The organism is Terribacillus sp. 7520-G (genome assembly GCF_002271665.1).
In the GTDB taxonomy this organism is placed as follows: domain Bacteria; phylum Bacillota; class Bacilli; order Bacillales; family Amphibacillaceae; genus Terribacillus.
Window position 1 is genome coordinate 19,958 of record NZ_NQFP01000015.1, and the last position, 23,028, is coordinate 42,985.

Annotated in this window: 21 protein-coding genes; 4 read left to right on the forward strand and 17 right to left on the reverse strand. The window is 46.1% G+C overall.

The features are described from left to right. Positions 1-370: 370 nt before the first annotated feature. Together CHH53_RS05835 and CHH53_RS05840 are read left to right on the forward strand one after the other, a co-directional pair. Positions 371-2,290 (forward strand): glycoside hydrolase family 3 protein, encoded by a 1,920-nt coding sequence (locus tag CHH53_RS05835; RefSeq protein WP_095215188.1) that lies wholly within the window; start codon positions 371-373, stop codon positions 2,288-2,290. Between the two features lie 42 nt (positions 2,291-2,332). Continuing rightward, positions 2,333-3,556, forward strand: a complete 1,224-nt coding sequence (locus CHH53_RS05840; RefSeq protein ID WP_095215387.1) for an exo-beta-N-acetylmuramidase NamZ family protein — start codon at positions 2,333-2,335, stop codon at positions 3,554-3,556. Between the two features lie 204 nt (positions 3,557-3,760). Here CHH53_RS05840 and CHH53_RS05845 read toward each other — a convergent pair whose 3' ends face one another. The 6 genes from CHH53_RS05845 to CHH53_RS05870 all read right to left on the reverse strand — a co-directional run bounded on the left by CHH53_RS05845 (position 3,761) and on the right by CHH53_RS05870 (position 10,949). After that, entirely contained in the window at positions 3,761-4,675 is a 915-nt protein-coding gene (locus CHH53_RS05845) for a DMT family transporter (RefSeq protein ID WP_095215388.1), read from the reverse strand. 19 nt (positions 4,676-4,694) lie between these two features. Then, entirely contained in the window at positions 4,695-5,081 is a 387-nt protein-coding gene (locus CHH53_RS05850) for a MerR family transcriptional regulator (RefSeq protein WP_233134899.1), read from the reverse strand. A 744-nt stretch (positions 5,082-5,825) separates the two neighbouring features. Next, a complete protein-coding gene (locus tag CHH53_RS05855) occupies positions 5,826-6,797 on the reverse strand; it encodes an NAD(P)H-quinone oxidoreductase (RefSeq protein WP_095215190.1) in 972 nt (323 codons plus the stop codon). Positions 6,798-6,998: 201 nt separating this feature from the next. Further along, positions 6,999-8,153, reverse strand: coding sequence for a glycosyltransferase family 4 protein (locus CHH53_RS05860; RefSeq protein ID WP_095215191.1), 1,155 nt, complete (start codon positions 8,151-8,153; stop codon positions 6,999-7,001). 9 nt (positions 8,154-8,162) lie between these two features. Next, complete coding sequence (locus CHH53_RS05865; protein ID WP_095215192.1) at positions 8,163-9,311, reverse strand: NAD-dependent epimerase/dehydratase family protein; 1,149 nt, start codon at positions 9,309-9,311, stop codon at positions 8,163-8,165. Positions 9,312-9,431: 120 nt separating this feature from the next. After that, positions 9,432-10,949: an FAD-dependent oxidoreductase gene (locus tag CHH53_RS05870; protein WP_095215193.1), complete on the reverse strand. Its 1,518-nt coding sequence runs from the start codon at positions 10,947-10,949 to the stop codon at positions 9,432-9,434. 114 nt (positions 10,950-11,063) lie between these two features. On the opposite strand from CHH53_RS05870, the gene CHH53_RS05875 reads away from it, so the two are divergent. Further along, a complete protein-coding gene (locus tag CHH53_RS05875) occupies positions 11,064-11,336 on the forward strand; it encodes an acylphosphatase (RefSeq protein ID WP_095215194.1) in 273 nt (90 codons plus the stop codon). A 180-nt stretch (positions 11,337-11,516) separates the two neighbouring features. Here the strand turns inward: CHH53_RS05875 and CHH53_RS05880 are convergent, their stop codons facing one another. Further along, positions 11,517-11,756 (reverse strand): ferredoxin family protein, encoded by a 240-nt coding sequence (locus tag CHH53_RS05880; protein ID WP_095215195.1) that lies wholly within the window; start codon positions 11,754-11,756, stop codon positions 11,517-11,519. A gap of 234 nt (positions 11,757-11,990) precedes the next feature. On the opposite strand from CHH53_RS05880, the gene CHH53_RS05885 reads away from it, so the two are divergent. After that, positions 11,991-13,178, forward strand: coding sequence for a M14 family metallopeptidase (locus CHH53_RS05885; protein WP_095215196.1), 1,188 nt, complete (start codon positions 11,991-11,993; stop codon positions 13,176-13,178). Here CHH53_RS05885 and CHH53_RS05890 read toward each other — a convergent pair. From CHH53_RS05890 to CHH53_RS05935, 10 genes are all read right to left on the reverse strand, one after another. Beyond that, positions 13,175-13,726: a histidine phosphatase family protein gene (locus CHH53_RS05890; protein WP_095215197.1), complete on the reverse strand. Its 552-nt coding sequence runs from the start codon at positions 13,724-13,726 to the stop codon at positions 13,175-13,177. The genes CHH53_RS05885 and CHH53_RS05890 overlap by 4 nt on opposite strands. A gap of 131 nt (positions 13,727-13,857) precedes the next feature. After that, positions 13,858-14,061: a DUF6501 family protein gene (locus CHH53_RS05895; protein ID WP_095215198.1), complete on the reverse strand. Its 204-nt coding sequence runs from the start codon at positions 14,059-14,061 to the stop codon at positions 13,858-13,860. After that, complete coding sequence (locus CHH53_RS05900; RefSeq protein WP_095215199.1) at positions 14,061-15,131, reverse strand: AbrB family transcriptional regulator; 1,071 nt, start codon at positions 15,129-15,131, stop codon at positions 14,061-14,063. The genes CHH53_RS05895 and CHH53_RS05900 overlap by 1 nt, the downstream gene beginning before the upstream one ends. 4 nt (positions 15,132-15,135) lie before the next feature. Then, positions 15,136-15,894, reverse strand: a complete 759-nt coding sequence (locus CHH53_RS05905) for a TerC family protein (protein ID WP_095215200.1) — start codon at positions 15,892-15,894, stop codon at positions 15,136-15,138. A 76-nt stretch (positions 15,895-15,970) separates the two neighbouring features. Further along, positions 15,971-16,924, reverse strand: a complete 954-nt coding sequence (msrA, locus tag CHH53_RS05910) for a peptide-methionine (S)-S-oxide reductase MsrA (RefSeq protein WP_095215201.1) — start codon at positions 16,922-16,924, stop codon at positions 15,971-15,973. A gap of 67 nt (positions 16,925-16,991) precedes the next feature. Beyond that, positions 16,992-17,513, reverse strand: a complete 522-nt coding sequence (gene vrrA / locus CHH53_RS05915) for a VrrA/YqfQ family protein (protein ID WP_158221498.1) — start codon at positions 17,511-17,513, stop codon at positions 16,992-16,994. Between the two features lie 168 nt (positions 17,514-17,681). Then, a complete protein-coding gene (locus CHH53_RS05920; protein ID WP_095215203.1) occupies positions 17,682-17,930 on the reverse strand; it encodes a DUF2584 family protein in 249 nt (82 codons plus the stop codon). A 12-nt stretch (positions 17,931-17,942) separates the two neighbouring features. After that, entirely contained in the window at positions 17,943-21,050 is a 3,108-nt protein-coding gene (locus CHH53_RS05925) for an AAA family ATPase (RefSeq protein WP_095215204.1), read from the reverse strand. 1 nt (position 21,051) lies between these two features. Further along, positions 21,052-22,203: an exonuclease SbcCD subunit D gene (locus tag CHH53_RS05930; protein ID WP_095215205.1), complete on the reverse strand. Its 1,152-nt coding sequence runs from the start codon at positions 22,201-22,203 to the stop codon at positions 21,052-21,054. A 70-nt stretch (positions 22,204-22,273) separates the two neighbouring features. Continuing rightward, positions 22,274-23,011, reverse strand: a complete 738-nt coding sequence (locus CHH53_RS05935; RefSeq protein ID WP_095215206.1) for a YqcI/YcgG family protein — start codon at positions 23,009-23,011, stop codon at positions 22,274-22,276. Positions 23,012-23,028 lie beyond the last annotated feature (17 nt).

Genomic DNA, 23,028 nt, shown 5'->3' on the forward strand with positions numbered 1-23,028 from the left:
TATTCCTACAAAACAAAGAAATCCTTTAAGTACTCAATCTTGTAAAAGAGAGTGTCGATATAAACATTCGGGCTTACTCATTGTATCGATCGGCTCCTCTTAACCTATTATCCTTGTGCAACGACTTTTTTCTTTTAGGCACAGCTTTAAATAATTGATATTTTATTTTTCTAATGTCAACAGCACACTACGGAAAGACCGTTCTACGTAATAAGACTTGGGAAGTGTCCTGACTGAGAATAAAAAACATTCGACGACTATGAATCTTGCTGAAAAATGCAATCCCTTTTACGCTATAGGAAACAACCGGGGTGCAGTGATAGCTAATTACAAAGCTCTACCATCAAATAATTCATAAGGGGATGGGAATATGTTCAAAAAGAAATGGGCGGAAGCCGCTTTGGTTGCGGCACTTTCAGTTACAGCTTTAGTTGGAATCAAACCAACGGATGTGAAGGCTGAAACAGATGTGAAGGCTATCGTTGATGGAATGTCTGTCGAGCAAAAAGTGGGTCAAATGCTTATGCCGGACTTTCGAAACTGGCAAGAGCAAGGGGAAAGCAAAGCAACTGGTTTTACAGAGATGAACGATGAAGTGGGAAGCATCATTCAGAAATATCATTTAGGGGGCGTTATCCTATTTGCTGAAAACGTCGTGGGTACGGAGCAAACGGTCCGTTTGATAGATGGCTTGCAGAAAGCAAGTCCGGAACTACCGCTTTTCATCACCATTGATCAGGAAGGCGGAATCGTGACACGCCTGCAAACGGGAACGAATCTGCCAGGCAACATGGCGTTAGGTGCAACACGAAGTGAGAAATATGCCTATCAAACTGGCAAAATCATTGGGGAAGAATTATCGTCTCTTGGTGTAAATGTAAACTTCGGCCCCTCATTGGATGTAAACAACAATCCTGATAATCCTGTAATCGGTGTCCGTTCATACAGCTCTAATCCAGAGCTTGTCTCAAAGTTAGGCATTGAGACTATACAAGGACTGCAACGACAAAATGTTGCTGCAACAGCAAAGCATTTTCCAGGACATGGCGATACCGCTACTGACAGTCATTACGGTTTGCCGCTTGTTACACATGACAAGGATAGATTACAAACTGTAGAGCTTCTGCCTTTTCAGAATGCAATTGATGAAGGTGTAGATATGATTATGACAGCTCACGTTCAATTTCCTGCTTTTGATGATACAACGTATATCAGCAAAAAAGACGGTCAGGAGATTTTGGTTCCAGCCACACTTTCCAAAAAAGTGTTGACAGGATTGCTACGCGAGGAAATGGGATTTGAAGGTGTCATTGTCACAGATGCCCTTAATATGAAAGCGATTTCAGATAACTTCGGCCAGGAAGAAGCCGTCGTATTAGCTTTAAAATCAGGTGTAGATATTGCGTTGATGCCTGCACAAGTGAACTCTTTGGAAATGGAAAAGAATTTGGCTTCCGTTTATGACGCAGTAATAGAAGCAATCGAATCCGGAGAACTCCCGATGGAGCAAGTCAATGCATCGGTTGAGAGAATTCTAAAATTGAAAGAAAAACGCGGTATTTTGGATCCTGACAAAACGCCAATTGAAGAAAAAGTAACTAACTCATTAAAAGTAGTAGGCAACAAGGAGCATTTGAAGCAAGAAAAGAAAATGACGGAGGATGCTGTTACGCTTTTGAAAAACGAAGACAAAACACTCCCTTTCAAACCAAAAAAAGGTGAGAAGGTTCTCGTGCTTGCTCCATTTGATGATCAGGTAGAAGCGATGACAAGAAGCATAAACGAATTAAAAGGCAAGAAGAAAGATGTTGAAGTTACTGGCTATGCTTTCTCGGAAAAGTCCTTCAATGAAGAGGTGGCAGCCATGGTTGATGAAGCAGACTATGTTATTACCGGTTCCTATGTTGTGAAAAATGATCCTGCTGTAAATGATGGCGTCATTGATGACAGTATTCAGGATTCAAGCAAATGGGCAACAGCTTTTCCAAGAGCTGTCATGAAAGATGCTGAAGCAAAGAATAAAAAGTTCGTGTTAATGAGTCTGCGCAATCCTTATGATGTCGGAAATTTTGAAGAAGCAAAAGCTGTGCTTGCGGTCTATGGTTTTAAAGGCTATTCAAATGGTGCATATAGACAGCCGAACATTCCTGCCGGCATTAAAACGATTTTTGGTGAATCAAAGCCAAAAGGTATATTACCAGTAGATATTCCATCTGTCACTCAACCTGAAGAGGTTCTTTATCCATATGGTTATGGACTCGATATTCGTTCAGGGAAGCTGCTTAAATAATCCGAATAAAGGGGAGGAGTTCCATTGAAAAGAGTATTGTTGATGGTAATGATTCTGCTGCTGGCTTTAAGTGCTTTTCCTGCGGAAAAAGAGGTTGCTGCCCATAAGAGGAAGAAAGATAGTAAAGTAACGCCTGGTGTTGAGGTCCTTTTAGATGATCAGAAAGAACTTTTAAAAGACAAAAAAGTTGGCTTAATTACCAATCCGACCGGTATCGACTCAAAAATGAACAGCATTGTTGATCTGCTGCACGAAGATCCTGATATCGAACTGACAGCTTTATTCGGTCCCGAGCATGGCGTACGCGGTGATGCTCAGGCAGGGGAATATGTTGAATCTTATATTGACGAAAAAACAGGACTACCTGTATACAGCCTCTACGGACAAACAAGAAAACCAACACCTGAAATGCTCAAAAACGTAGAAGTGCTAGTCTTTGATATTCAGGACGTCGGCACACGGTACTACACATACATCTACACGATGGCTTATGCCATGGAAGCAGCAAAAGAAAACAACATTCCCATTGTCGTGCTTGACCGTCCGAATCCTCTAGGCGGACTTTCAGTTGATGGTCCTGTACTCGAGCCTGATTTCTCTTCCTTTGTAGGGATGTATCCAATTCCAACAAAGCACGGTATGACAGTCGGAGAGCTTGCTTCCTTCTTCAACGAAGAATTCAATATTGGAGCAGATTTGAGAGTCGTCAAAATGAAAGGCTGGAAGCGGTCCATGGATTTCGAAGACACAGGACTTCCATTTGTCCTGCCGTCACCAAATATGCCAACAGTTTCAACAACATTTGTTTATCCTGCAACCGGTCTGATTGAAGGAACAAACCTGTCAGAAGGGCGGGGAACAACCAAGCCATTTGAACTGATCGGTGCACCTTTCATCAGCAGCACGGATCTTGCTTCAGAATTGAATGCACTTAGTCTGCCAGGCGTGACATTCAGGGCGGCATCCTTTACACCGACATCTTCTAAACATGCTGGAAAACTTAGCCATGGTGTTGAAATATATGTAACAGACCGCGCTGCATTCGATGCGGTAACTACAGGACTTCACATCATTAAAACAATTCACGACATGTATCCAGACGATTTCGAATTTCTTTCAAACAACTTCTTTGATAAATTGATTGGAAACGATTGGGTCAGAACAATGATTCTAGAAGGAGCCTCCGTTACCGAAATCACGAAAGAATATCAGAAAGAACTATATGAATTTATAAAGGTAAGAAAAGAGTACTTAATTTATAAGTAATTGTTTCGAAAGGGTGAAATCATGGAGATTCACCCTTTTTTAGTTTAGGAAAATACGTGTTTCCCCATCGATTCCTGAGTAATGCACAATAGGGCGATCTTAATTTTTGCATGGATTGAGGTATAAGGAAGATTCATGAACGGAAGAGCTAAATAAAAAAGAGATGTGTACTTAATAACACATCTCTTTCTATAAGTTAAGAAGTTAAGCTGCATTTTTCTCTTTCACTATAGTTTGTCTTTTTATCTTAATCGATGTAAGCAGAATACCGATACAAACTAGTACGGCACCTAGGATGATATTGGGTGTTATTTCTTCGCCCAGTTGCAGCCAGCCGAAAAATAAACCTAGCAGCGGCACGGACATGAGTGAAATGGACGCTATGGAAGCTTCGATTTTACTCAATACCCAGTTCCAGCCTACGAATGCAACAGCGGAACCTAGTATCCCGTTGTAAAGCAATGCGAGCAAGGAAGGAGTGGATACTGTTAAATTTGCAATCGCGGCATGTTCACTTGCAAAAGAAATAATGAATAGAAGAACTGCTCCAATCAGCATCTGCCACATTGTCATTTTAATTTTATGGTGTGCGCCACCGACTTTCTTTGTATAGATATTGGCTCCTGCCCAGAAAAAGGCTGAAACCACTATAATTGCTTCTCCTACTAACGTAAGATCAAAGGACAAATGAAATAGCTTTGTACCTATTATACATACTAAACCAGCAGCTCCGATTAGCAATCCGACTACTTTATTCATTACTAGTCGCTCATTCAGCATAAAATGCGCCATCACACTGACGATGATCGGCATCGTGTATACGAGAACAGACGATACACCAGAGTCGACAAATTGCATACCGAATGTCGACAGCGCGTAATAGCCGATACACATCAATACAGCAAGTATAAAAAAGGGTTTCCACTCATGCTTTTCTGGTAAAATGTCCACCTTCTTTACCAATAAAACCATTACCAGCACTGCCGCTCCAATCAGGAGACGGAAGGAGGAGAATAAGAAGGGAGGGAAATCCTCTAAACCAATCTTTACAGTTACCCATAAATATCCCCATATAATACTGATGATTGCTATCATACCAACTACTCTTACTTGATTCATGTTCATTCCTTCATTTCTTCTATTTTTCGTTAAACAGTTTGCTGTATTTGGCCAGTTTCTTCTGTGTTAAAGCTATAGCAGACTCCAAACGCTGCTTTTCGGCATCTAATTTCTGCAAATGATTCTCAAGGATACGCACTTTATTGCGATTGGAGATATCGTCTCCGTCCAAGAACCCCAATTGATGCCAGTCATTATCTTTCATAAAGGAAGCAATCTCACCCAATGAGAGACCAGCTTCTTTTAAGCAGGCAAGGGCTTGCAGCAGCTGTATATCTCCTTTTGTATATATACGAACGCCATTTGGCTTTCTCTGCGGCTTTTTCACAAGTCCGATTCGCTCATAATAACGGAGTGTACCGGTTGAAAATCCTGTTTTTACTGCAGCTTCCGTTATCGTACACATCTTTTTCACCTCACTTCATCCTGCTCTATATTACTCCTTATAGTTAGCTTCAAGTCAAGCTTTATAAACCAAGAAAAGTATGCAGCAGGAAGAATGCATACAAGGACACCAATATGTGTTTGCTGCGACATCATTTTCGCGGATGCACTGATAGAAAGGGGGTTTTTGGGTTAGTATAAAGAGACAGATTTACATCAATAACTCTACAAAAGTTTCCAGTGCATATTCAGGATACATATCAAATGATCAACTGATTCGAAGGTAAAAATCCTATAAAATCATCATTATATGCAGGATCAACTTGTCACAGCATTACCAGTAATTTGCATTCCGTAGAAGAAACTAATGCGGTTTGAGATTTAAGGAATCTGAATGATATTGGCTAAAGTATTATTTATATAGCCGAATAATTAGTAGCAATAAGATCATGAAGTGAATTCAGATGCCCAAATATAAAGCTGTAAATAGCTCAGAAGATCTGACGATAGTATCAACATTGCATAGCGGCATGACTGCAGCATGTACATATCGAATGATGATGGAGAAGAGGTACAAATATAGTTTCAAGTATTACACATTTAATTATTTTATTTTTCTTAGTTTACATAATATATATTATCGGAAGTAATTTAAAACCGTCATCTTATGTCTCATAATCTAAGTATTCTTGAGATAGTGAGACAAAACAAAAAAATCAGACTGCACAGCAAACGCTTTACGCAGTCTGATTCTATATATTACATATTAATCTGCTACATGCAATACGATTTTACCTATGTTCTGATTGCTTTCCATAAAGTCATGCGCTTCAGCTATTTCTGCCAACGGAAATACTTTGCCGACAATCGGCTTGATTGCTTGCGATTCAAATAACGGCAATACATTATCGATCAAATCTGCTGTCAATTTTGCTTTATATTCAACGCTCCTTGTACTTAGCAATGTTCCTTTCACATGTAAGCGTTTTGCAAGCAGCGGCGTTATCGATGCGTTTTCCAGTTCTGTACCGCCCAGGAATCCGATCAGGATCAGTCTGCCATCCGTTTTCAGTGTCTTGATATTCTGATCCCAATATGACGCTCCAATAAAGTCCAAAATGATATCAGCGCCGGTTTCGGCTAATTTATCAGCAAAGTCTTCTTTTTTATAGTTGATTGTGATGTCGGCACCAAGCTCCTTGCAGAAATCAAGTTTTTCCTGGGATCCAGCTGTAACTGCAACTGTTGCACCTGCTTGTTTAGCCAGCTGGATGGCTGCAGTTCCGACTCCGCTTGCGCCGGCATGGATCAAGACGGTTTCCCCCTGTTTCAATTCACCCAGCCAATGCAGTGTCTGATAAGCTGTCAGGAATACTTCCGGTACAGCTGCTGCTTGCTCGTAGCTCAAGTGCTCGGGAATCGGCATGGCCAGCTTGCTGTTGAGTACAGCATATTCTGCGTAGCCGCCGGAGGGAATCAAGCCGAATATACGGTCTCCTTTTTCCCAGCCGATTGCTTCCTCTCCTGCTTCTTCCACAACACCAGCAATTTCCAATCCCAAAATCGGATCATAATCACTGGAAGGGTAATTTCCTTTTCTTTTTTCGATATCCGCACGGTTGATTGCCGATGCCTTTACAGCAACTAGAATTTCGTCCGGTTTGATGGTTGGTTTTTCGGTTTCTTGAAGCTTAAGTTGATCTGTGCCGCCAAAACCTTGTAGTGTGATTGCTTTCATATCTAATACTCCCTTTCTTCTTTTATTGTCAACCTTTACGGAAAAAAAGTAAATAAATCAGCACTATCCAGAATGGAATAGACAGCAAGGTCCCAATTAGCAGCCCTTTGAAGAATTTCATGCTGTGAACCTCATTTCATGTGCTTTTTCTTATTGTTTACCATAAGATAAAACTCCTAAACATGCAAAAACCCGGCTCCGTTATCTGGAGCTCGGGTTCTGCACTGCTTGATATACGGGTGTTCTTGCTTGGATGGTTGCTAAATAGAAATCGAATAATTCGCTGGATGCATTTTTCCAGGAATGCTTCTCCGCTTCCATTCGCACATTCTTTTTCATTTTTGCCACTAATTCTTGATCATCCAGTTTACCGACTGCGTGACTCATGCTGGCGACATTTTCGTTTTCAAAAAGGAATCCTGTTTTGCTTTCCTCGATCTGTTCCAATGTTGGTCCGCTTTTGGCTGCAAGGACAGGGAGACCGGAAGCCATTGCTTCCAAGATGACCAAACCCAGCGTCTCGGTAATGGACGGGAAAATAAAGGCATCGGCAGAAGCGAATGCCTGCGACAGCTCTTCCCCATGGAGAAAGCCGGTAAACAATGTATTCGTCCCTTCGAATACCCTCTCCAGTTCTTTCCGGGCTGGTCCATCGCCGATGATGGCTAATGCCAGATCATCCCGCTCATCCAGCAATGGACGAATCTTATGGATTTCCTTCTCGATTGCCAGCCTGCCTACAAATATGAGCAATTTTTTCCCGCGATGCCCTTGCAAAAGCCGCTCACGCATGCCTTGTGAATAATAAGCCGGATGGCGCTTCTCCACATCCACGCCTCTGCGCAGGACATGCATACGCTCGAAGCCATGCTCGTCAAGCTCCTGTTTAATGGCAGCCGACGTACACAGATTCAAGTCAGCTGTATTATGAAGCTTGCGGAAATGCCACCAAAATAATGGTTTCAAGGGTTTGTAGAACTTATAGTAATCCAGGTATTTCGGTATATGCGTATGATAGGATGCCAATAGCGGCAAACCCTTCTTGTGCGCATAATAGATTCCTGCTATCCCGACCAGGGCTGGATTCGCCACATGCACGAGATCCGGCTGATGCTTTTCAAGTAAAGTCTTGATGCGTCTTGTCGGCAAGGAAAACTTCTTGGAACGGTAAAATGGCATCGTCACCGTCCCTACTCCTTCGACAAGGGCGCCTTCGTATTCGGTAACACCTAAATCGGGAGCGATGACGACGACTTCATGCTTCTGGCTGCGGAGGAACTTGATCGCTTCGGTGAGCCGGGTGACGACACCGTCCGTGGATGGCAGGAATGTCTCGGTGATGATGACGATTTTCACCGTATGCCCCTATCTCCACGTAACCGTCGGAAGCACGTTTTCTTTGATTACCCGGTCCTTATGCTCGATAGCCGTCTCCAGAATGCCGCGGAGCACGTCATCCGTAAGGAGATTCGGTTCAAGGCCAAGATCGCGAAGGCGCGTATTCACTGCATTATAATAATGCTCCTCTGCTTCCACCCGCGGATTTTCGATAGATGTGATTTTAGGGTCCAGTCCTTGCTCCCGGCTCACCTTCTGTACTTTCTCAGCAAGCTCCTTCACGGAGAAGCTTTCCGTGAATTGATTGAATACCCGGAACTCTCCGGCATCAGCAGGATTTTCCGCGGCGATTTCCACACAGCGGATCGTATCGGTGATATTCAAGAAGCCCCGTGTCTGTCCGCCGCTGCCATAGACAGTGATATCATGCCCTGTGGCCGCCTGGATAAGGAATCTGTTCAGCGCAGTGCCGAAGACACCATCGTAATCAAAGCGGTTCGCCAGCACCGGATCGAGCTTTGTTTCTTCTGTATGGAGACCATACACGACGCCTTGGTTCAGGTCTGTTGCGCGTATGCCCCAGATTTTGCAGGCGAGCATGATGTTATGGCTGTCATGCACTTTGGATAAGTGATAAAAAGATCCCGGCTGTTTCGGGAATGGCAGTTTGTCCTTTCTGCCTTTATGCTCTATTTCGATATAGCCTTCTTCGATATCAATATTAGGGGTGCCGTACTCTCCCATCGTACCAAGCTTGATCAGATGACAAGATGGAGCGAATTCCTTGATTGCAAAAAGGACATTCAAGTTACCGATCACATTGTTCTGCTGCGTATATACAGCATGCTCACGGTCGATCATGCTGTACGGAGCCGATCGCTGTTCTGCAAAATGCACAAATGCATCAGGCTCCGTCTGACGGAAGACCTCAGCCAGGAAATCATAATGATTCAGGTCGCCTATGTATGTTTTGATTTCCTTGCCGGTCTTCTCTTTCCACTTTGCGACTCGCTCTTCCAAGGAATAAATTGGTGTTACGGAATTGGATCGTAATTCTTCATCGTACTTACGTCTTACCAAGTTATCGACGATTGCTACTTCATGACCTTGTTTGGACAGATAAAGTGCTGTCGGCCATCCGCAGAAACCATCTCCACCAGCTACAACAATTTTCATGACTCATCCTCCTGTGACATCAACATTTCTTGGTACGTTCGTTAACAATTATATGCTAACGATGCTGCGATTAAAAATAATATGGTGTAAAGGAAGGTTTGAGATAGTGTAAACAAGTTGTTAACTGTTCAGCCCTCGATCCAATTTTTTCAGCGGTTTTTTGGCCGGGCCTTCGATCACTTCGCCTGTACCGGTAAAACGTGATCCATGGCAAGGACAGTCCCAGCTGGATTCTGCACTGTTCCAATTAACCTCACATTTCATATGGGTACAAGTCGTATCCACTTGATGTATTTCTCCGTTTTCGTCTTTATAGACACCAAGGAGCAGACCATTGAACCGGACTTTGGTTGCTTCACCCCGCTTCAGGTGCGGGACATATTCATAGGGCTGTTCCAGTTTCCCAACTATGAATTCCTTCGCCACTTCCATTACATTCTTAGTTACACTACCCAAATCCGGGTCGGCGTGAAACCTGGATGGCTGATAAATATTTTTGTAGCGGCTGATACCTGAATCGATAAGAGATGCTATTTCCAACCCGGCAACGATACTGCTGGTCATGCCCCATTTACGATAGCCTGTGGCGACCAAGATATTATCGTTGCCTTTGCTTATATATCCTATATAAGGGAGATTATCCAATGTGACGATATCTTGTGCGGACCACATATAGATTGGTGTTTCCGTGCCCAGATAAGCTGCGAAGTCCGTCAATTCTTTATAATACATTTCTTCAGGATGCCCCTCGCCTGTACGGTGGGACTCACCGCCGATCAGGAGCAAGGTGCCATGTTCCTCTGTTTCGATACTGCGGATGGATCGGGAAGGCGTGTCGGCATTGATATACATGCCGCCGGGATAAGGGTTCTTTGGCTTTGCGGCCACCACATAGGAGCGATCCTGATATAATCTGGCAAAGTAAAAGCCCTGTCCATCATAAAAAGGGAAATGGGAGGCGACCACAACCTTCTTACACGTCACTTTCAACCCGTTCTTCGTTACAACGGTCGTATCCTTTCCTTCTTCGATTGTATCAACCGGAGTATCGGTATATACTTTCCCTCCATTATCGAGGAATACATGCAGCAAACCATTGAGGAATTTCAGCGGGTGATACTGGTACTGGTCTTTCATGATCAATGCCTTTTCTATTTCAAAGGGAAGCGGTATGGTGTCCGAGAGTTCCCCCTGTATACCAAGCTTCTGATATGCCTCATGCTCTGTCTCCAATTTATGGACGTTTTGCTTTTCCTTGGTATAGACATAGGCATCCTGTTTCGTCAGATTGCAATCAATGCCATGTGCCGCTGTCGTTTCCTTGACAAAAGCGATTGCGTCCATGCACGCTTCATAATGCGTCTTAGCCGTATCTGTATTGAAATGCTGGATATATTCATCATAAATCAGCCCATGCTGTGCCGTGAGCTTTGCTGTCGTATAGCCGGTCGTACCGCTATAAAGACTATCTGCCTCGAGGATGGTCACTTGACGCCCTTCTTTGGCCAGCATATATCCCGTAACGATGCCGGTGATGCCTCCGCCGACAATGACGATTTCGCTTTCGGTGTCATAACGCAGCGATTCAAAATCTGGAATTTCCGTCTTTTCACGCCAATAACTTTTATTATGTGTCATTCTTATCCTCCATGTGTTGTAATAGCACCATTTTTGCCAAAGAAATGACGTGTTAATCAGATGTTTTCTGTATACGCTATCAGGGAACACTTTTTGTAAGGAGGCGGTATAGAGATGAAATGTGTACAAATGGTAGTCGGCGGGAAAGTCCAGGGCGTCGGCTTCCGTCTGTCAGCAGCAGAAATAGCCCGTGATCTCGGGTTGGCGGGATATGTACGGAATGAAGCCAACGGGACAGTCCAAGTGTATGTCGAGGGAGATCCGGAGCGTGTGGAAAAGTTCATCAATGAAATAAGGAAGGGCCCTAATCGGTTTGTGAAGGTTAAGAAGGTGGATGTCGTATACTTAGAAAAACAGCAAGGTTTTGAACGTTTTGAAGTAAGATGAAAACCCGGCTTCACTGCCGGGCTTTTTTAGTCGGCTTTATTCAGGTCTTTGACAGCTGCCCCTTCCCTGATCAGCCGATTTTAAAGAAGGTCAGGCTGCTATGGTTCATGCTTGCCATCAGACGTAAAGCGGATGACCCCTTTAAACAAAAGATCCACTGCCTCTTGGCAGTGGATCTGCTTAGTTTTCCTGGAAGAATTTGCGGTTGATTTCAATGTACTTGGTTTCTTCCGCTGGTACCTCATCTTCCATGAAGATCGCTTCAACTGGGCATACCGCTTCACAAGCACCGCAATCGATGCAAATGTCAGGATCGATATAGAACATATCTTTGCCTTCCGCGATACAGTCAACCGGGCAAACTTCCATGCATTCGCCGGCTTTTTCCGTTTCACATGGGGAAGTGATGACAAAAGCCATGTGTACAGCCTCCTCTACTACTATGAATGAACCGGCCATTAGACTCGGTTTCTTTCCAGGTATACTGCGACTTCGCAAAATACAAACGAACTATATGTATTTATACCCTATCGATTCAAATTATAACAACAATATTCGATAATAACAACGGGCGTACTCAACAATTTGACAGCTTGCCCCATCCCCATAATTACTTCATACTTGACATACAATGTACAAAAGGAGGCGATCCAGATGGAATTGACACTGCAGAAAGGCTGTCAATTGAGCACGATAGCGACACTGTTCCACCTTCCGACATATGTACTTTTTGCAGCGAATCCGTTTCTTTCGACCCATGTAAAGCCGCAACAGCCAATACAGGTGCCTGGCTATGCTCCCAGATCTGTCATCCTGGATAAGGATATGACAGACGCGGAATTAGCAGCTGCCTTTCATTTCCCTCTCCGGCTTGTTCACCTGCTGTATGATACTGATTATTTCCCTGCCGGCGAAAAACTCACATATCCTCAACGGGTGACCCAGCCAGTGACATGCTTCCGACAGCCCTACGATTATGCTATCTGTCTTCAGGATATCCAATCCCTTCACCAGCTTTTCCCTTTTATGAGGATTCGTACGATTTACAAGTCCATACTGGGGAAACCGGTGACAGAGCTGCAAATCGGCAAGGGAAAGAGACATATTCATATAAACGCCAGTTTCCACGGTAATGAATGGATCACTTCCTTGGCCCTGATGCGTTTCGTCAATGACTACTTGCTGGCCGTCACCCATGATAAGAAGCTATTCGGTTATCCGGCAAGCAAATTATATCAGGATGTGACGCTTTCGATCGTTCCGATGGTGAACCCGGACGGAGTCGATCTTGTCATCCATGGCAGCAGGACGGCACATGAGTATGAAGAACTTGTCCTTTTTTTGAATGAAGGTTCCGATGATTTCAAAGGATGGAAGGCAAATATAATCGGAGTCGATTTGAATAAGCAATATCCCGCCAAATGGGAATATGAGCAGGTGCGGAAACCGAAGCTTCCAGGTCCCCGTGATTTCCCGGGCCGGACTCCATTGACTGAACCGGAATCGATCGGTATGTATGAGCTTGTCAAGGCAGGAGATTTTGATTCAGTCGTTGCGCTGCACACGCAAGGAGAGGAAATTTACTGGAGCTTTGAGGAAAAAGAGCCCCCAAGCGCTGCGAGGATGGTATCACAGATGGAGCAGCTCAGCGGATACAAAGGTGTAAAGGAACTGGATAACTACGCTGGCTTCAAGGATTGGTACATTGCTTCTTACAGGCGGCCGGGCTTTACAATGGAATTGGGCAGAGGAAAAAATCCCCTGCCCATCGAACAAGTCGATACAATCTATGAAAAACTGCCCATCCTATTGATGGTCGTACTTACGAGCGAGAAAATTTAAGCATTCCAGATACGTTCCACCATATAGCTGCCAGCTTCACGCTGGACCAGGAACACATCGGGGTTCGTGAAGCCTTTCCAATGGGAGAACCCAATATCCGTCTGGAATTCCTTTAGTAAAATTGCAAGGAGGTTGCCGTGAGTCACCAAAACGACGTTCTCAAGCTGCTCTTCTGCCTCAAGCTCATCAAGCAGGCTGCGTACCCGCTTTCTGGCGTCATTCGATGATTCACCGCCAGGAAGCCGCAAATCAAAATCAGCAAATGATTCTTCCAAGACTTCCAGCCAATCATCGACAGGCTCTTCGCTCAAAATACGCTCCTGCAGCCTTCGATCCAGTTCTATCGGGATATCGGCAGCATCAGCGAAAGGCTTGATTGTCTCGACGGCCCGGAAGAAGGGACTGGAGAGGATACGCTGGATCGGATAATCCAGCCGTTTCAAAAAAGCCGCGAGCATCCGGGCTTCGCTAATACCTTCGTATGTCAGCGGCGAGTCTTTGTGCTGTCCTTCTGCATTACAATGACGAACAAGAATGATCCTTTTCACAAGCCCCATCTCCTTCTAGCTATGCTTAGCCTTATTATCGGTTAACCATCGAACAATTACAAGCTTTGTAAAACAAGAGTCAACAAAAAAAGGCTGACCTCTACTAGGTTAGCCTTTTTCTTGCCAGTTTATTACACTTCTTTGAAATAATCCTTACGGAAAGCACCGACACGATTCGTATTGTCGACAATAAAGATGAATTCTTCCGTTTCATTTTTGACATCATAGATTTTGCCTTGCGTAAGCGTCGTGTTCACTACGTATTTTTTTGCATTCGTGTGGACACATTCCACTTGTTTGATAGTTTCAGCATCTTGCCAATGTTTGTGTATCATCATGTTTCTTCCTTCCGTTGGTGTTTCTCAAGCTTCGGTAATGTCCATTGCAGCAGAAGCGGCAGCACAAGGACGACCAGCAGCAGCCTGATTGTCTGCAGGGAGCTGACGATGGACGGATCCCCGCCTGTCGTCTGGGCCGTCAATGCCATTTCCACGAGTCCGCCCGGGGCCATACTGAGTACAGAAGTGGCCATGTTCAGTGAAGTGAACAAGCTGAATAAATAGCCAAGCCCGAAGCAAAGCAAAATAAGCAGCAAGGACAGACCCGTATAATAGAGACAAAGCCTGCCTGCTTTCTTTAAATCCCTTATAGAAATAGAATGACCCAAATAGACACCGATTGTCAACTGGGCAGCCACGAAAAATAAGTGCGGGAACTGATATAGATGCATTCCGCTGACTTGCAGTATCGCTGTAAGCAGCATCGGGACGATGACTAAAGATGATGGGATGAATCGGTTTGTCATACGGGCGATGATGTACATGAGGACATATAATCCAATCGTCCACCAGGCTCCTTGCTCCGTCTGCGGCAGCTGAACTGCTCCTTGGGCCCCGCCGTCCATGAACATGTGCGTGACAGCGAACGGGATGATGAAAAGGATGCTGACAAGACGTATCGTCTGAAATATCGTCACGAGTCCCGTATTTGCCTTCATGGACTCACTGAGTGCCGACACAGCAGACAAACCGCCTGGTATGCTCCCGAGCATGCTCGTTTTCATATCGACATTCACCCATTTACTGACCACGTAGGCATTGATCATGCAAATGACAATCAACAGTAATGTCAAAAGCGTATAGATCAATAAATAAGGCTGTACATTGTGGAATGTATGTACTGTAAACGTATTGCCGATCTGGATACCAAGCAGCCAATAGCTTATTTTGCGGAGCGGCTGGGAAGCAGCCGTTTGGTTATTCCAAATGATTTTGGAAAGCAAAAGACCGGCTACCGGGCCGAGTATCCAGGGCAGCGGCAAGTGCAGCAAAGTGAAAAGACCGCCGCCAATGACGGCAATCAGATAAGACTTCAAGATGGAACGTAATGGACCGTTTCCCCGCATGGAATCAGGACCTTTCGCTTTTCGGTTTATAGAACCAGCCACCGATGGCGATGACAGCCATCACAATCCAGAATGTCGCATTCCATCCTGCAGAGTCAGGGAAATGCTCTGGTATGATTTCCAAAGCCGGATGCGCCAATGTGTGGATGGCCAATTTGATAGCGACCCAGCCAATGATTAAATAGGCTGCTGCTTCTAGCCCTGGACGCTTGTCCAGGATCTTTACAATATAAGAAGCTGCAATCCGGATGAGGATCAAACCAATCATCCCCCCTGCCAACACGACCAAAAATTGTCCGCCGTCCATTCCTCCGATATGCGGCAGCGGCGTAGGCGATAAGGATGCTGCCAGTGCCACGGCTGTCAGGATCGAGTCCACTGCAAAAGCAATATCCGCCAGTTCCACTTTCAGTACAGTCATCCAGAAGCCGGAGTTTTTCTTGCTGAATGGACTCTCGGCCTCTTCCTCTCCGCCGTTTTTCTTCAGTTTGATAAGGTTCGAGATACAAATATACAGTAAATAAAGCGCACCTAAAGCCTGGATCTGCCAGATATTCACCAAGAAGCTGACAAAGAACAGGGAGGCAAATCGGAAGATGAACGCTCCGCCCAGACCGTATAATAGAGCTTTTCGCTGCTGTTTAACAGGCAAATGTTTTACAATGAGCGCCATTACAAGCGCATTATCGGCCGCAAGCAGTCCTTCCAGTCCAATCAGGACCAGAAGAATCCAGCCATATTCAATCAATAATGTAGAATCCATTCTCATACTCCTTGTCCAAAATAATGCTCTTGTTCCTTCATGTAGCGAACAAGAGCATAGCTGTTGCTGTATTTATTTACTTAAAGAGATATAAATACTCTCCGTATCCTTCTTTTTCCATTTCGCTGACAGGAATGAATTTCATAGCTGCAGAGTTCATGCAGTATCGCAGCCCGCCGGTCTCCCTGGGACCGTCCTCAAACACATGTCCAAGATGGGAATCACTTTCCTTCGCCCGGACTTCCGTACGGATCATACCATGTGAAAGGTCCATATTTTCCTTCACTTCATATGAATCGATCGGTTTGGTGAAGCTTGGCCATCCGCATCCGGCATCGTATTGATCTTTGGAAGAAAACAAAGCTTTACCCGATACGACATCCACATAGATTCCGTCCTTTGTGTTATTCCAATACTCGTTATCGAAAGGACGTTCCGTTCCATTCTCCTGCGTGACATGATATTGAATCGGCGTCAGGATTTCTTTCAGCTTTGCTTTGTCCTTCTTGGTACCCCAATGCTGCTTGATGAAGTCCTCCCGGCCGGAACCGCGCTTGTACATCTTATAATGATAGCTGTTCTTCTTGTAATAGTCCTGATGCTTTTCTTCTGCAGGGTAAAACGGCTTGGCCGGCAGGATCGGGGTGACGATATCTTTTTCGAATCGCCCGCTCTCCTGCAGCTTCGCTTTGGATGCTTCTGCCACTTGACGCTGCTGTTCATCATGATAAAAAATCGCTGTTTTATAAGATTCACCACGGTCGTGGAACTGACCGCCTGCATCGGTCGGATCGATTTGCTGCCAGAACGTCTCCACCAGCTTTTCATAAGGGAAAATATCCGGATCGAAAGTTATTTGGACAGCCTCGACATGGCCGGTCGTGTTCGAGCACACTTCCTCATATGTGGGATTCGGTTTGTCGCCGCCTGTATAACCGGAGACTACGGATTCGATACCAGGGCGTTCCGTAAACGGTTCGACCATGCACCAGAAACAGCCTCCTGCAAAAGTAGCGTGTTGTAATGCCACAATAAATCCCTCCTTCAATGTATGCTATATATTTTCCTCTTTTGCGGAAAAAAATCAAGTGGCACGCTTAAATATACAATTTGGGAAGGGACTCTCCGGACTTGCTTCGCCTCGTCTCCTGCTTAGCAGGTTTCCCCGCTTCCTTTTGGGCAGAAGATCGTCTTTGGTTTTCTTGCTTGCTTTTATCTTTTTCTTCCGCCTCGGGTGCCGCTTCCTCTTCATCAAAATCGATGTCCTTCAAGGCTTTCATCATTTTCAGCATGGAAGGCAGGTTCTTCACCATCGGTCCATATTCCTGTACCATCGGCATGAAGGACTCCGCCGCCTTCAGTGCATTTTGCGTATGATTCAGCATGTCAAGTAACGATATTCCGCCGGAAGGGCTGCTGGTTGCTGTCGGAAGGGCTTGCCTGCCCGGAGCCTGCCCTCTATTCCCACGGTTCAGGATCCTTTGCAGGATGTCAGGCAGTCCGCCGTTTGAAGGCGGAGCCTGCTGGAAACCTCCTTGGTCGGGAAGGAACGGATTCCTCCTGACAGGCGGCTGGCTGCGTCGCCCAAAGGCATTGGGACCGAATAGATTTCTTGCCATTCTCATACCTCTTCTCACGTCAATATTTCTATCAGTGTACGCAAGCAAGAAGCATTCTGTTCCATTCTATTCCCCGCGGAGGCAATATATTTCCCCCGATAGGCCTGCTATTTCCCGGGCAAGCGCAGGATTCTCCTTCAATCTCTTTTTTGGCCAATGATTTTGTCGTTAATTGACGCTTGATAACGAAACAAGCTGATACGTACAAATAGTCCTTTCCTCTTTCAACGTCAATTCGACAATGATCGCTCTTCCTATTTCATCCGTATCTTTCGCTCGCTTGATATCGATGGCCTGATGCAGGGGAAATAAGTGATACCCCTGAAGCTCCAGCTGAAAAATATTTTCTTTGCTATCAATTCGTTTTTCTTTGCCTTCTGTGCGCAGGACAGTGTCAAAATTGAGTGGTGTTCCCAAATCGTTTCCTCCTTACTGGAAAATGAATTTTGCAGATGATCCCGTCGGGGTGGTTTCAATCTGCAATTTGGTATGGATCTCTTCCTTCAGCTGCGGTACGTGGGAAATGATGCCGAGTACGCGATTGCTGGCCTGCAGCCCTTTCAAGCTGTCGATTGCTTGCTCCAGTGACACCTCATCAAGTGTCCCGAAGCCCTCGTCAATGAATAATGTCTCCAACTCCACCCCGCCGGCATGCGCCTGGACAACATCGGACATTCCGAGTGCGAGAGAGAGTGCCGCCTTGAAGCCTTCACCGCCGGATAATGTCTTGACTGGCCGTTCCTGACCGGTGTGATGATCGATCACTTCAAGATCCAACCCGCTCTGGGCGCCGCGTTTGGCGATTTGTCCGCTTCGCTTCAGCTGATAGCGATGATCCGTCATTTCCTCCAATCGAATATTCGCCTGCAGGATGATTTCATCCAGGAAGCTGGTCAGCACGTAGCGTTCAAAGGAAAGCCTGAGGCTGTTGTCGCCTTTGGCCAGATTAGCCAGTTCGCCGATATCATAATACTGAGCTTTTTGATCGGCTGCTTCTTCCTGAAGCTGTTTCAAAGATGCCATGATGGCTTCATGATGGGAAGCGTAGCTCTTTGCCTCATTCAGGCGGCTGTTCTTCGCTTCGAATATTTGTTCTGCATCCGTCACAGCCTGCTCAAATACAGCAAGATCCGGCTTTTGACGCTGATCCGTCTGCTTACGCAAGGTTTCTATCTGTTCGGCGACACTGCGGCGCTGCTGGGCATGCTGCTCAACCTCTTCCTTGATTGCCCTTAATTCATCCTCCGAACCTCTGGCCATCCGATATGCTTCCGTATCGGCAAAACCGGCTTCTTCAAGCTTAACAAGAAAAGCTTGCTCCTCCTGACGGTACGTCTGTTCCAGGTCAGCTGTGAATTTAGCGGTTGATTCAAAGGCTGCCGCTATTTGTTCTTTGCTTCTGGAAATCTCCTCATACTGGTGCTGCAATCCTTCCCATTCCCTGAACGCAGCTTCGATTGCAGCTTCCTCCTGCTTGATTTTCCGTTCCCATTTGTCATGATCCGGAAGCTCAGCGGGAAGCTGCTTCCGTTGGTAACTCACTTCAGCTTCGGTACGATGGTATGTTTCTTCCAGTGTCCGCAGCTCGGATTGGAGATCTTCCGCTGCCTCCTCCTCTTGTACAAGCGTTTGTTTAAGCCGGTCTAGCGTCTGCTTTTTCTGCTCGATTTGCTTTCTCTCTGCTTGCTTGGTCTGTAAGGAGGCAGCCGTTTTATCTCTTTCGGCCCGGATGCTTGCTTCCAGCTCTTTCAGTTTTGTTTGATCGAATGACGCTTCCCCGGTGATGTTCCGATAAAGCTCATCGGTCACCTGACGGATTGCCTGCCCATTCGATTTGGCTTCCACATATTTTCTCTGTACTTCATCATATGCACGCTGGGTATCATCGAGCTTCATACGCTTCTGTTTCAGCAGCTCGAATGATTGCACATGGGCACTGGTCTGGGCCGGGGAGGGGTGATTGGTGGAGCCGCAAACAGGGCAAGGCTCCCCGGCTGTCAGCTGTCCGGCAAGATGGGCAGCGTGATGGGCAGTTTGGGCTTCCTCCAGCTCCGAGATTTCCTGCCGAAGCTTGTGTACATCATTTTCTTTTTCCTGCAAGCGCTGCTTGGTCTGCTGATAGACGGTGCGCATTTCCAGCAGCTGACGGAAAGAATCTTTCAACCGTGCGGCTTCCTCCAGCTGGCGTTCGAGTTTCTCCAGCACCCCTTGTTCCTCAAAGAACGCCTGAATCAGAACGGCTTCCCCGCTTATCTCTTGTTCGAGTTCACTTTGCCGATTCTTTTTCTCGGCATGTGTTTCTTTTAACTTGAGCAATCGCTGCCGTTTGTCTTCCAATGCCTTTTGGATACGATCCAATTCCAGTTTTCGTTTCTCATATTCCTTCCACTGCGCGAGCTGCTGCTTCTCCAACTGAAGCTGTTCCTGCCGTTTGAGGCGCTGCGGCTCCTGTTCCTTTGCTTGTCTATAAGAAGATTCAATCGCAATGAACTGCTGCTCTATCGACTCTTTTCTTTCCTGCTTCTCCTGCTGTTCCTTTGTTTGGCGCTGCCATTCCTGTTTCCTGGCAGCAAGCTGCTGTTCATACGGGACCAGGCGGCTGGCCCGCTCCATATTCATAAGCTGCTGCTTTTTCCGTTCGATAGCAGGTAACCGCTGTTCAAGCTGTTCTTTTTGCAGCAGCGCTCGTTCAAGCTGCTCGAATGTGTCCAGCAGCTGTTTGGCTTCATAATATTGCTGCTGGCGTTCGAGCCAGATTTTTTTATGCTTTACAAGCTCTTGCTCACCTTCCGTGATGACAGCAGCAACAGCCTCCAGTTCAAGCTGCAGCTTCTTCATCGTCTCAGGCACGCTGTCAGCTTCCGCTGGTGCTTGTGTACGCCATTCGATTTTGCCGATTTGCTGCTGTTCCTTCCATTCCGTCTGCTGCAGGTTTTCCTTTAATTGCTTCGCTTCGTCCTTCAGCGCTTCGGTCATTCGTTCATAGAAATATGTGCGGAAGATCCTCTGGAGGATTTCTTCCCTTTCCTTGCTGTTTTCCGAGATGAGCTTACGGAATTCCCCCTGGGGAATCATGATCATCTTGCGGAATTGCTCATAATCGAGACCGATCCTCTCCTCGATGGCCTCGTTCACTTCCTTGATCCTGGAGGAAATCAGTATCTTTTCCCCGTCTTTCCATTCATAGAATTCCGCTCTTGCAGGATCATCCGTAAAGCCTTCGCCGCGCTCTTTTTTCTTTTGCTGCTTCGGATAGCGGATGATCTCGTATTCTGTACCCCGAAGGGCAAAACGGTAGCGTACTTCCGTCGTTTCCCCTGGTGCAGCAAAATGACTGCGGAGGGAATCCTGATCTCGATCACTTCCGCTGGCCCGTCCGTATAGACTGTAGCAGATAGCATCAAAGATCGTTGTCTTCCCGGCCCCGGTCGGACCCGTGATCAAGAAGATGGATTCTGCTCCAAGTTCGCGGAAATCGATGGTCTGAGGTTTATGGTAAGGACCGAAAGCGGTCATTTGTAAAGTGATGGCACGCATATCAGCTTCTCCTCTCTTGCTCGACCAGGCGCTGGATGATTGCTTCCATATGCTTCTGGCGGTGTTCAGGTATTGCTTCACCCTTCATTTCTTCATAAAAGGCGGCAAACAGCTGCATATGTGACATGCGTTGTTTTTCCTTGATTTGTTTGATATCTGATATGGAGCTAGTCCCGGTCCTTGCTTTGCGCTCCAAGCGCAGGATGTTCGGATAGAGTTTGCGAAGTTTGCCCATCGGGTCCAGCAGCTGTCCATCATCCAGCAGCCTGATATGCAGATAGTCATCTTTGTTCCCGGCTGTCCCTTCCATCAACTCATCGAAATATCCTTCCACCACCCGCATGTCCCGTTTTGGGATAAGGTCTATTTTCTCGAATGATCGGAATCCGGTATCATCCAGTTCCACCATCGTCACCGATTTTTTGTGGTTCGCTTCCGAAAAGGAATATTTAAGCGGTGAACCGCTGTAGCGGATATGATCACTGCCGATGCGCTGTGCTTGATGCAGGTGACCGAAGGCTGCGTATGTGAAAGGTTCGAACAGGGCAGCATCCACATATGGGCTCCCCCCGATCATCGACAGCCTCTCTTCCGAATCGGATTCCATGCCCCCGGCAAGGAAGGCATGTCCGATAAACACATGCCGCTCTGTCATATCGTACGTATCGGTAATAAAGGCAATGATGCGCTCCATTGCCCGCTGGTGGGTCGTGATGCTGTCATCTTCGAAAAATGCCCGCACATCCGCTGGTTCCGTATAGGGAATCAGATGAAAATGCACTGGTCCGTGCCCATCCTCCAAAGTGACTGGACTCAATCCGGGCCGCAGCCTCGTTTCGATGAATAGTTTGCTTGCTTTGAATAGCTGACTGCCAAAATCAAGGCGATCCGGACTATCATGATTGCCGCTGATCGACAACACCGGAATTTCCTTCTCACCGACCAGCCAGTTCCAAGTATCATTCAGCAATTCGACTGCATCGCGCGGCGGGATGGCCCGATCATATAAATCGCCCGCAACGATGACCGCATCGGGCTGTTCTCTATCGATTATCTCTTTTATCTGCTCCAAGATGAAAGCCTGATCTTCTGTCATATGTACGCTGTTGACAATCTTACCCAGGTGCCAATCAGCGGTATGCAATAGTTTCATACGTATTCCTCCTGCTATTATTCTAGCATGATTTGTAAATGGGTGGTATGGGAAGAACCGGCAGAATCCATCAGTCTCGCTTGCTTCTATGAAAAGGGCATTTGGAAGGGGATGTATTATCGTCATGTAGGAAGTATTGCTTCCATTCATGATTATCCGGATTGCCGTATGCGTTCAAATCCGGATGGATGTCATTGTCATCGTAAGCTGTAATCCGTCCTCGTATTTTCTGTTTGATGCTTGCGGCAGCCCTTGGCTTCGATTTGAATTCCTCCAGCACCCATCTAGGCGTGATGGCAAGCATCATACAAGGGAATTTCCGGCTTTTCTTTTGCTGATGCGCCGGCGTTGCGCAATACATGAAATATTTCTCTCCGCCGAAGCAATACTCCCACAATGCTTCATCCGGATTTTCCGGAATATCATCCGGCCATCCGGATGGATCAAATGCCGCTGTCCTGCTGAGCAAATCCCAGAATATACGGAAATATGCAGGTACATCCAGGTCAAGCCGCTGCTGTTTGGCTGTATCGAAAAAAACGATCAGGGAAGTATAATGACCGAATTCCTTGGATTGCCGTCCGTATATTGTCAATAAATCTGCCAGCTGCCCAGCTGTATCTGCTGCAGTGGGATCGCCCGCAAAACCGTAACGGAACTGGCCAAGCCGATGGCCGACTGCCGCCGGTATACAAGGGAATCTGGATTGCTGGTCGGATAATTTTTTATGTAATGCAACAAGTGCTTCTTGCTGCCAAGAAGCCAAGGGGGCATGATGAGCATCGCTGCCATCGAATAAAATAGTCATCGCATGTTCTCCTTTTC

What these genes read in the sequence shown, in the direction of transcription:
- CHH53_RS05835 (WP_095215188.1), top strand. Translation starts at nt 371, where the DNA reads ATGTTCAAAAAGAAATGGGCGGAAGCCGCTTTGGTTGCGGCACTTTCA.
- CHH53_RS05840 (WP_095215387.1), top strand. Translation starts at nt 2,333, where the DNA reads ATGGTAATGATTCTGCTGCTGGCTTTAAGTGCTTTTCCTGCGGAAAAA.
- CHH53_RS05845 (WP_095215388.1), bottom strand. Translation starts at nt 4,675, where the DNA reads ATGAATCAAGTAAGAGTAGTTGGTATGATAGCAATCATCAGTATTATA.
- CHH53_RS05850 (WP_233134899.1), bottom strand. Translation starts at nt 5,081, where the DNA reads ATGTGTACGATAACGGAAGCTGCAGTAAAAACAGGATTTTCAACCGGT.
- CHH53_RS05855 (WP_095215190.1), bottom strand. Translation starts at nt 6,797, where the DNA reads ATGAAAGCAATCACACTACAAGGTTTTGGCGGCACAGATCAACTTAAG.
- CHH53_RS05865 (WP_095215192.1), bottom strand. Translation starts at nt 9,311, where the DNA reads ATGAAAATTGTTGTAGCTGGTGGAGATGGTTTCTGCGGATGGCCGACA.
- CHH53_RS05870 (WP_095215193.1), bottom strand. Translation starts at nt 10,949, where the DNA reads ATGACACATAATAAAAGTTATTGGCGTGAAAAGACGGAAATTCCAGAT.
- CHH53_RS05875 (WP_095215194.1), top strand. Translation starts at nt 11,064, where the DNA reads ATGAAATGTGTACAAATGGTAGTCGGCGGGAAAGTCCAGGGCGTCGGC.
- CHH53_RS05880 (WP_095215195.1), bottom strand. Translation starts at nt 11,756, where the DNA reads ATGGCTTTTGTCATCACTTCCCCATGTGAAACGGAAAAAGCCGGCGAA.
- CHH53_RS05885 (WP_095215196.1), top strand. Translation starts at nt 11,991, where the DNA reads ATGGAATTGACACTGCAGAAAGGCTGTCAATTGAGCACGATAGCGACA.
- CHH53_RS05895 (WP_095215198.1), bottom strand. Translation starts at nt 14,061, where the DNA reads ATGATACACAAACATTGGCAAGATGCTGAAACTATCAAACAAGTGGAA.
- CHH53_RS05900 (WP_095215199.1), bottom strand. Translation starts at nt 15,131, where the DNA reads ATGCGGGGAAACGGTCCATTACGTTCCATCTTGAAGTCTTATCTGATT.
- CHH53_RS05905 (WP_095215200.1), bottom strand. Translation starts at nt 15,894, where the DNA reads ATGGATTCTACATTATTGATTGAATATGGCTGGATTCTTCTGGTCCTG.
- vrrA (WP_158221498.1), bottom strand. Translation starts at nt 17,513, where the DNA reads ATGGCAAGAAATCTATTCGGTCCCAATGCCTTTGGGCGACGCAGCCAG.
- CHH53_RS05925 (WP_095215204.1), bottom strand. Translation starts at nt 21,050, where the DNA reads ATGCGTGCCATCACTTTACAAATGACCGCTTTCGGTCCTTACCATAAA.
- CHH53_RS05930 (WP_095215205.1), bottom strand. Translation starts at nt 22,203, where the DNA reads ATGAAACTATTGCATACCGCTGATTGGCACCTGGGTAAGATTGTCAAC.
- CHH53_RS05935 (WP_095215206.1), bottom strand. Translation starts at nt 23,011, where the DNA reads ATGACTATTTTATTCGATGGCAGCGATGCTCATCATGCCCCCTTGGCT.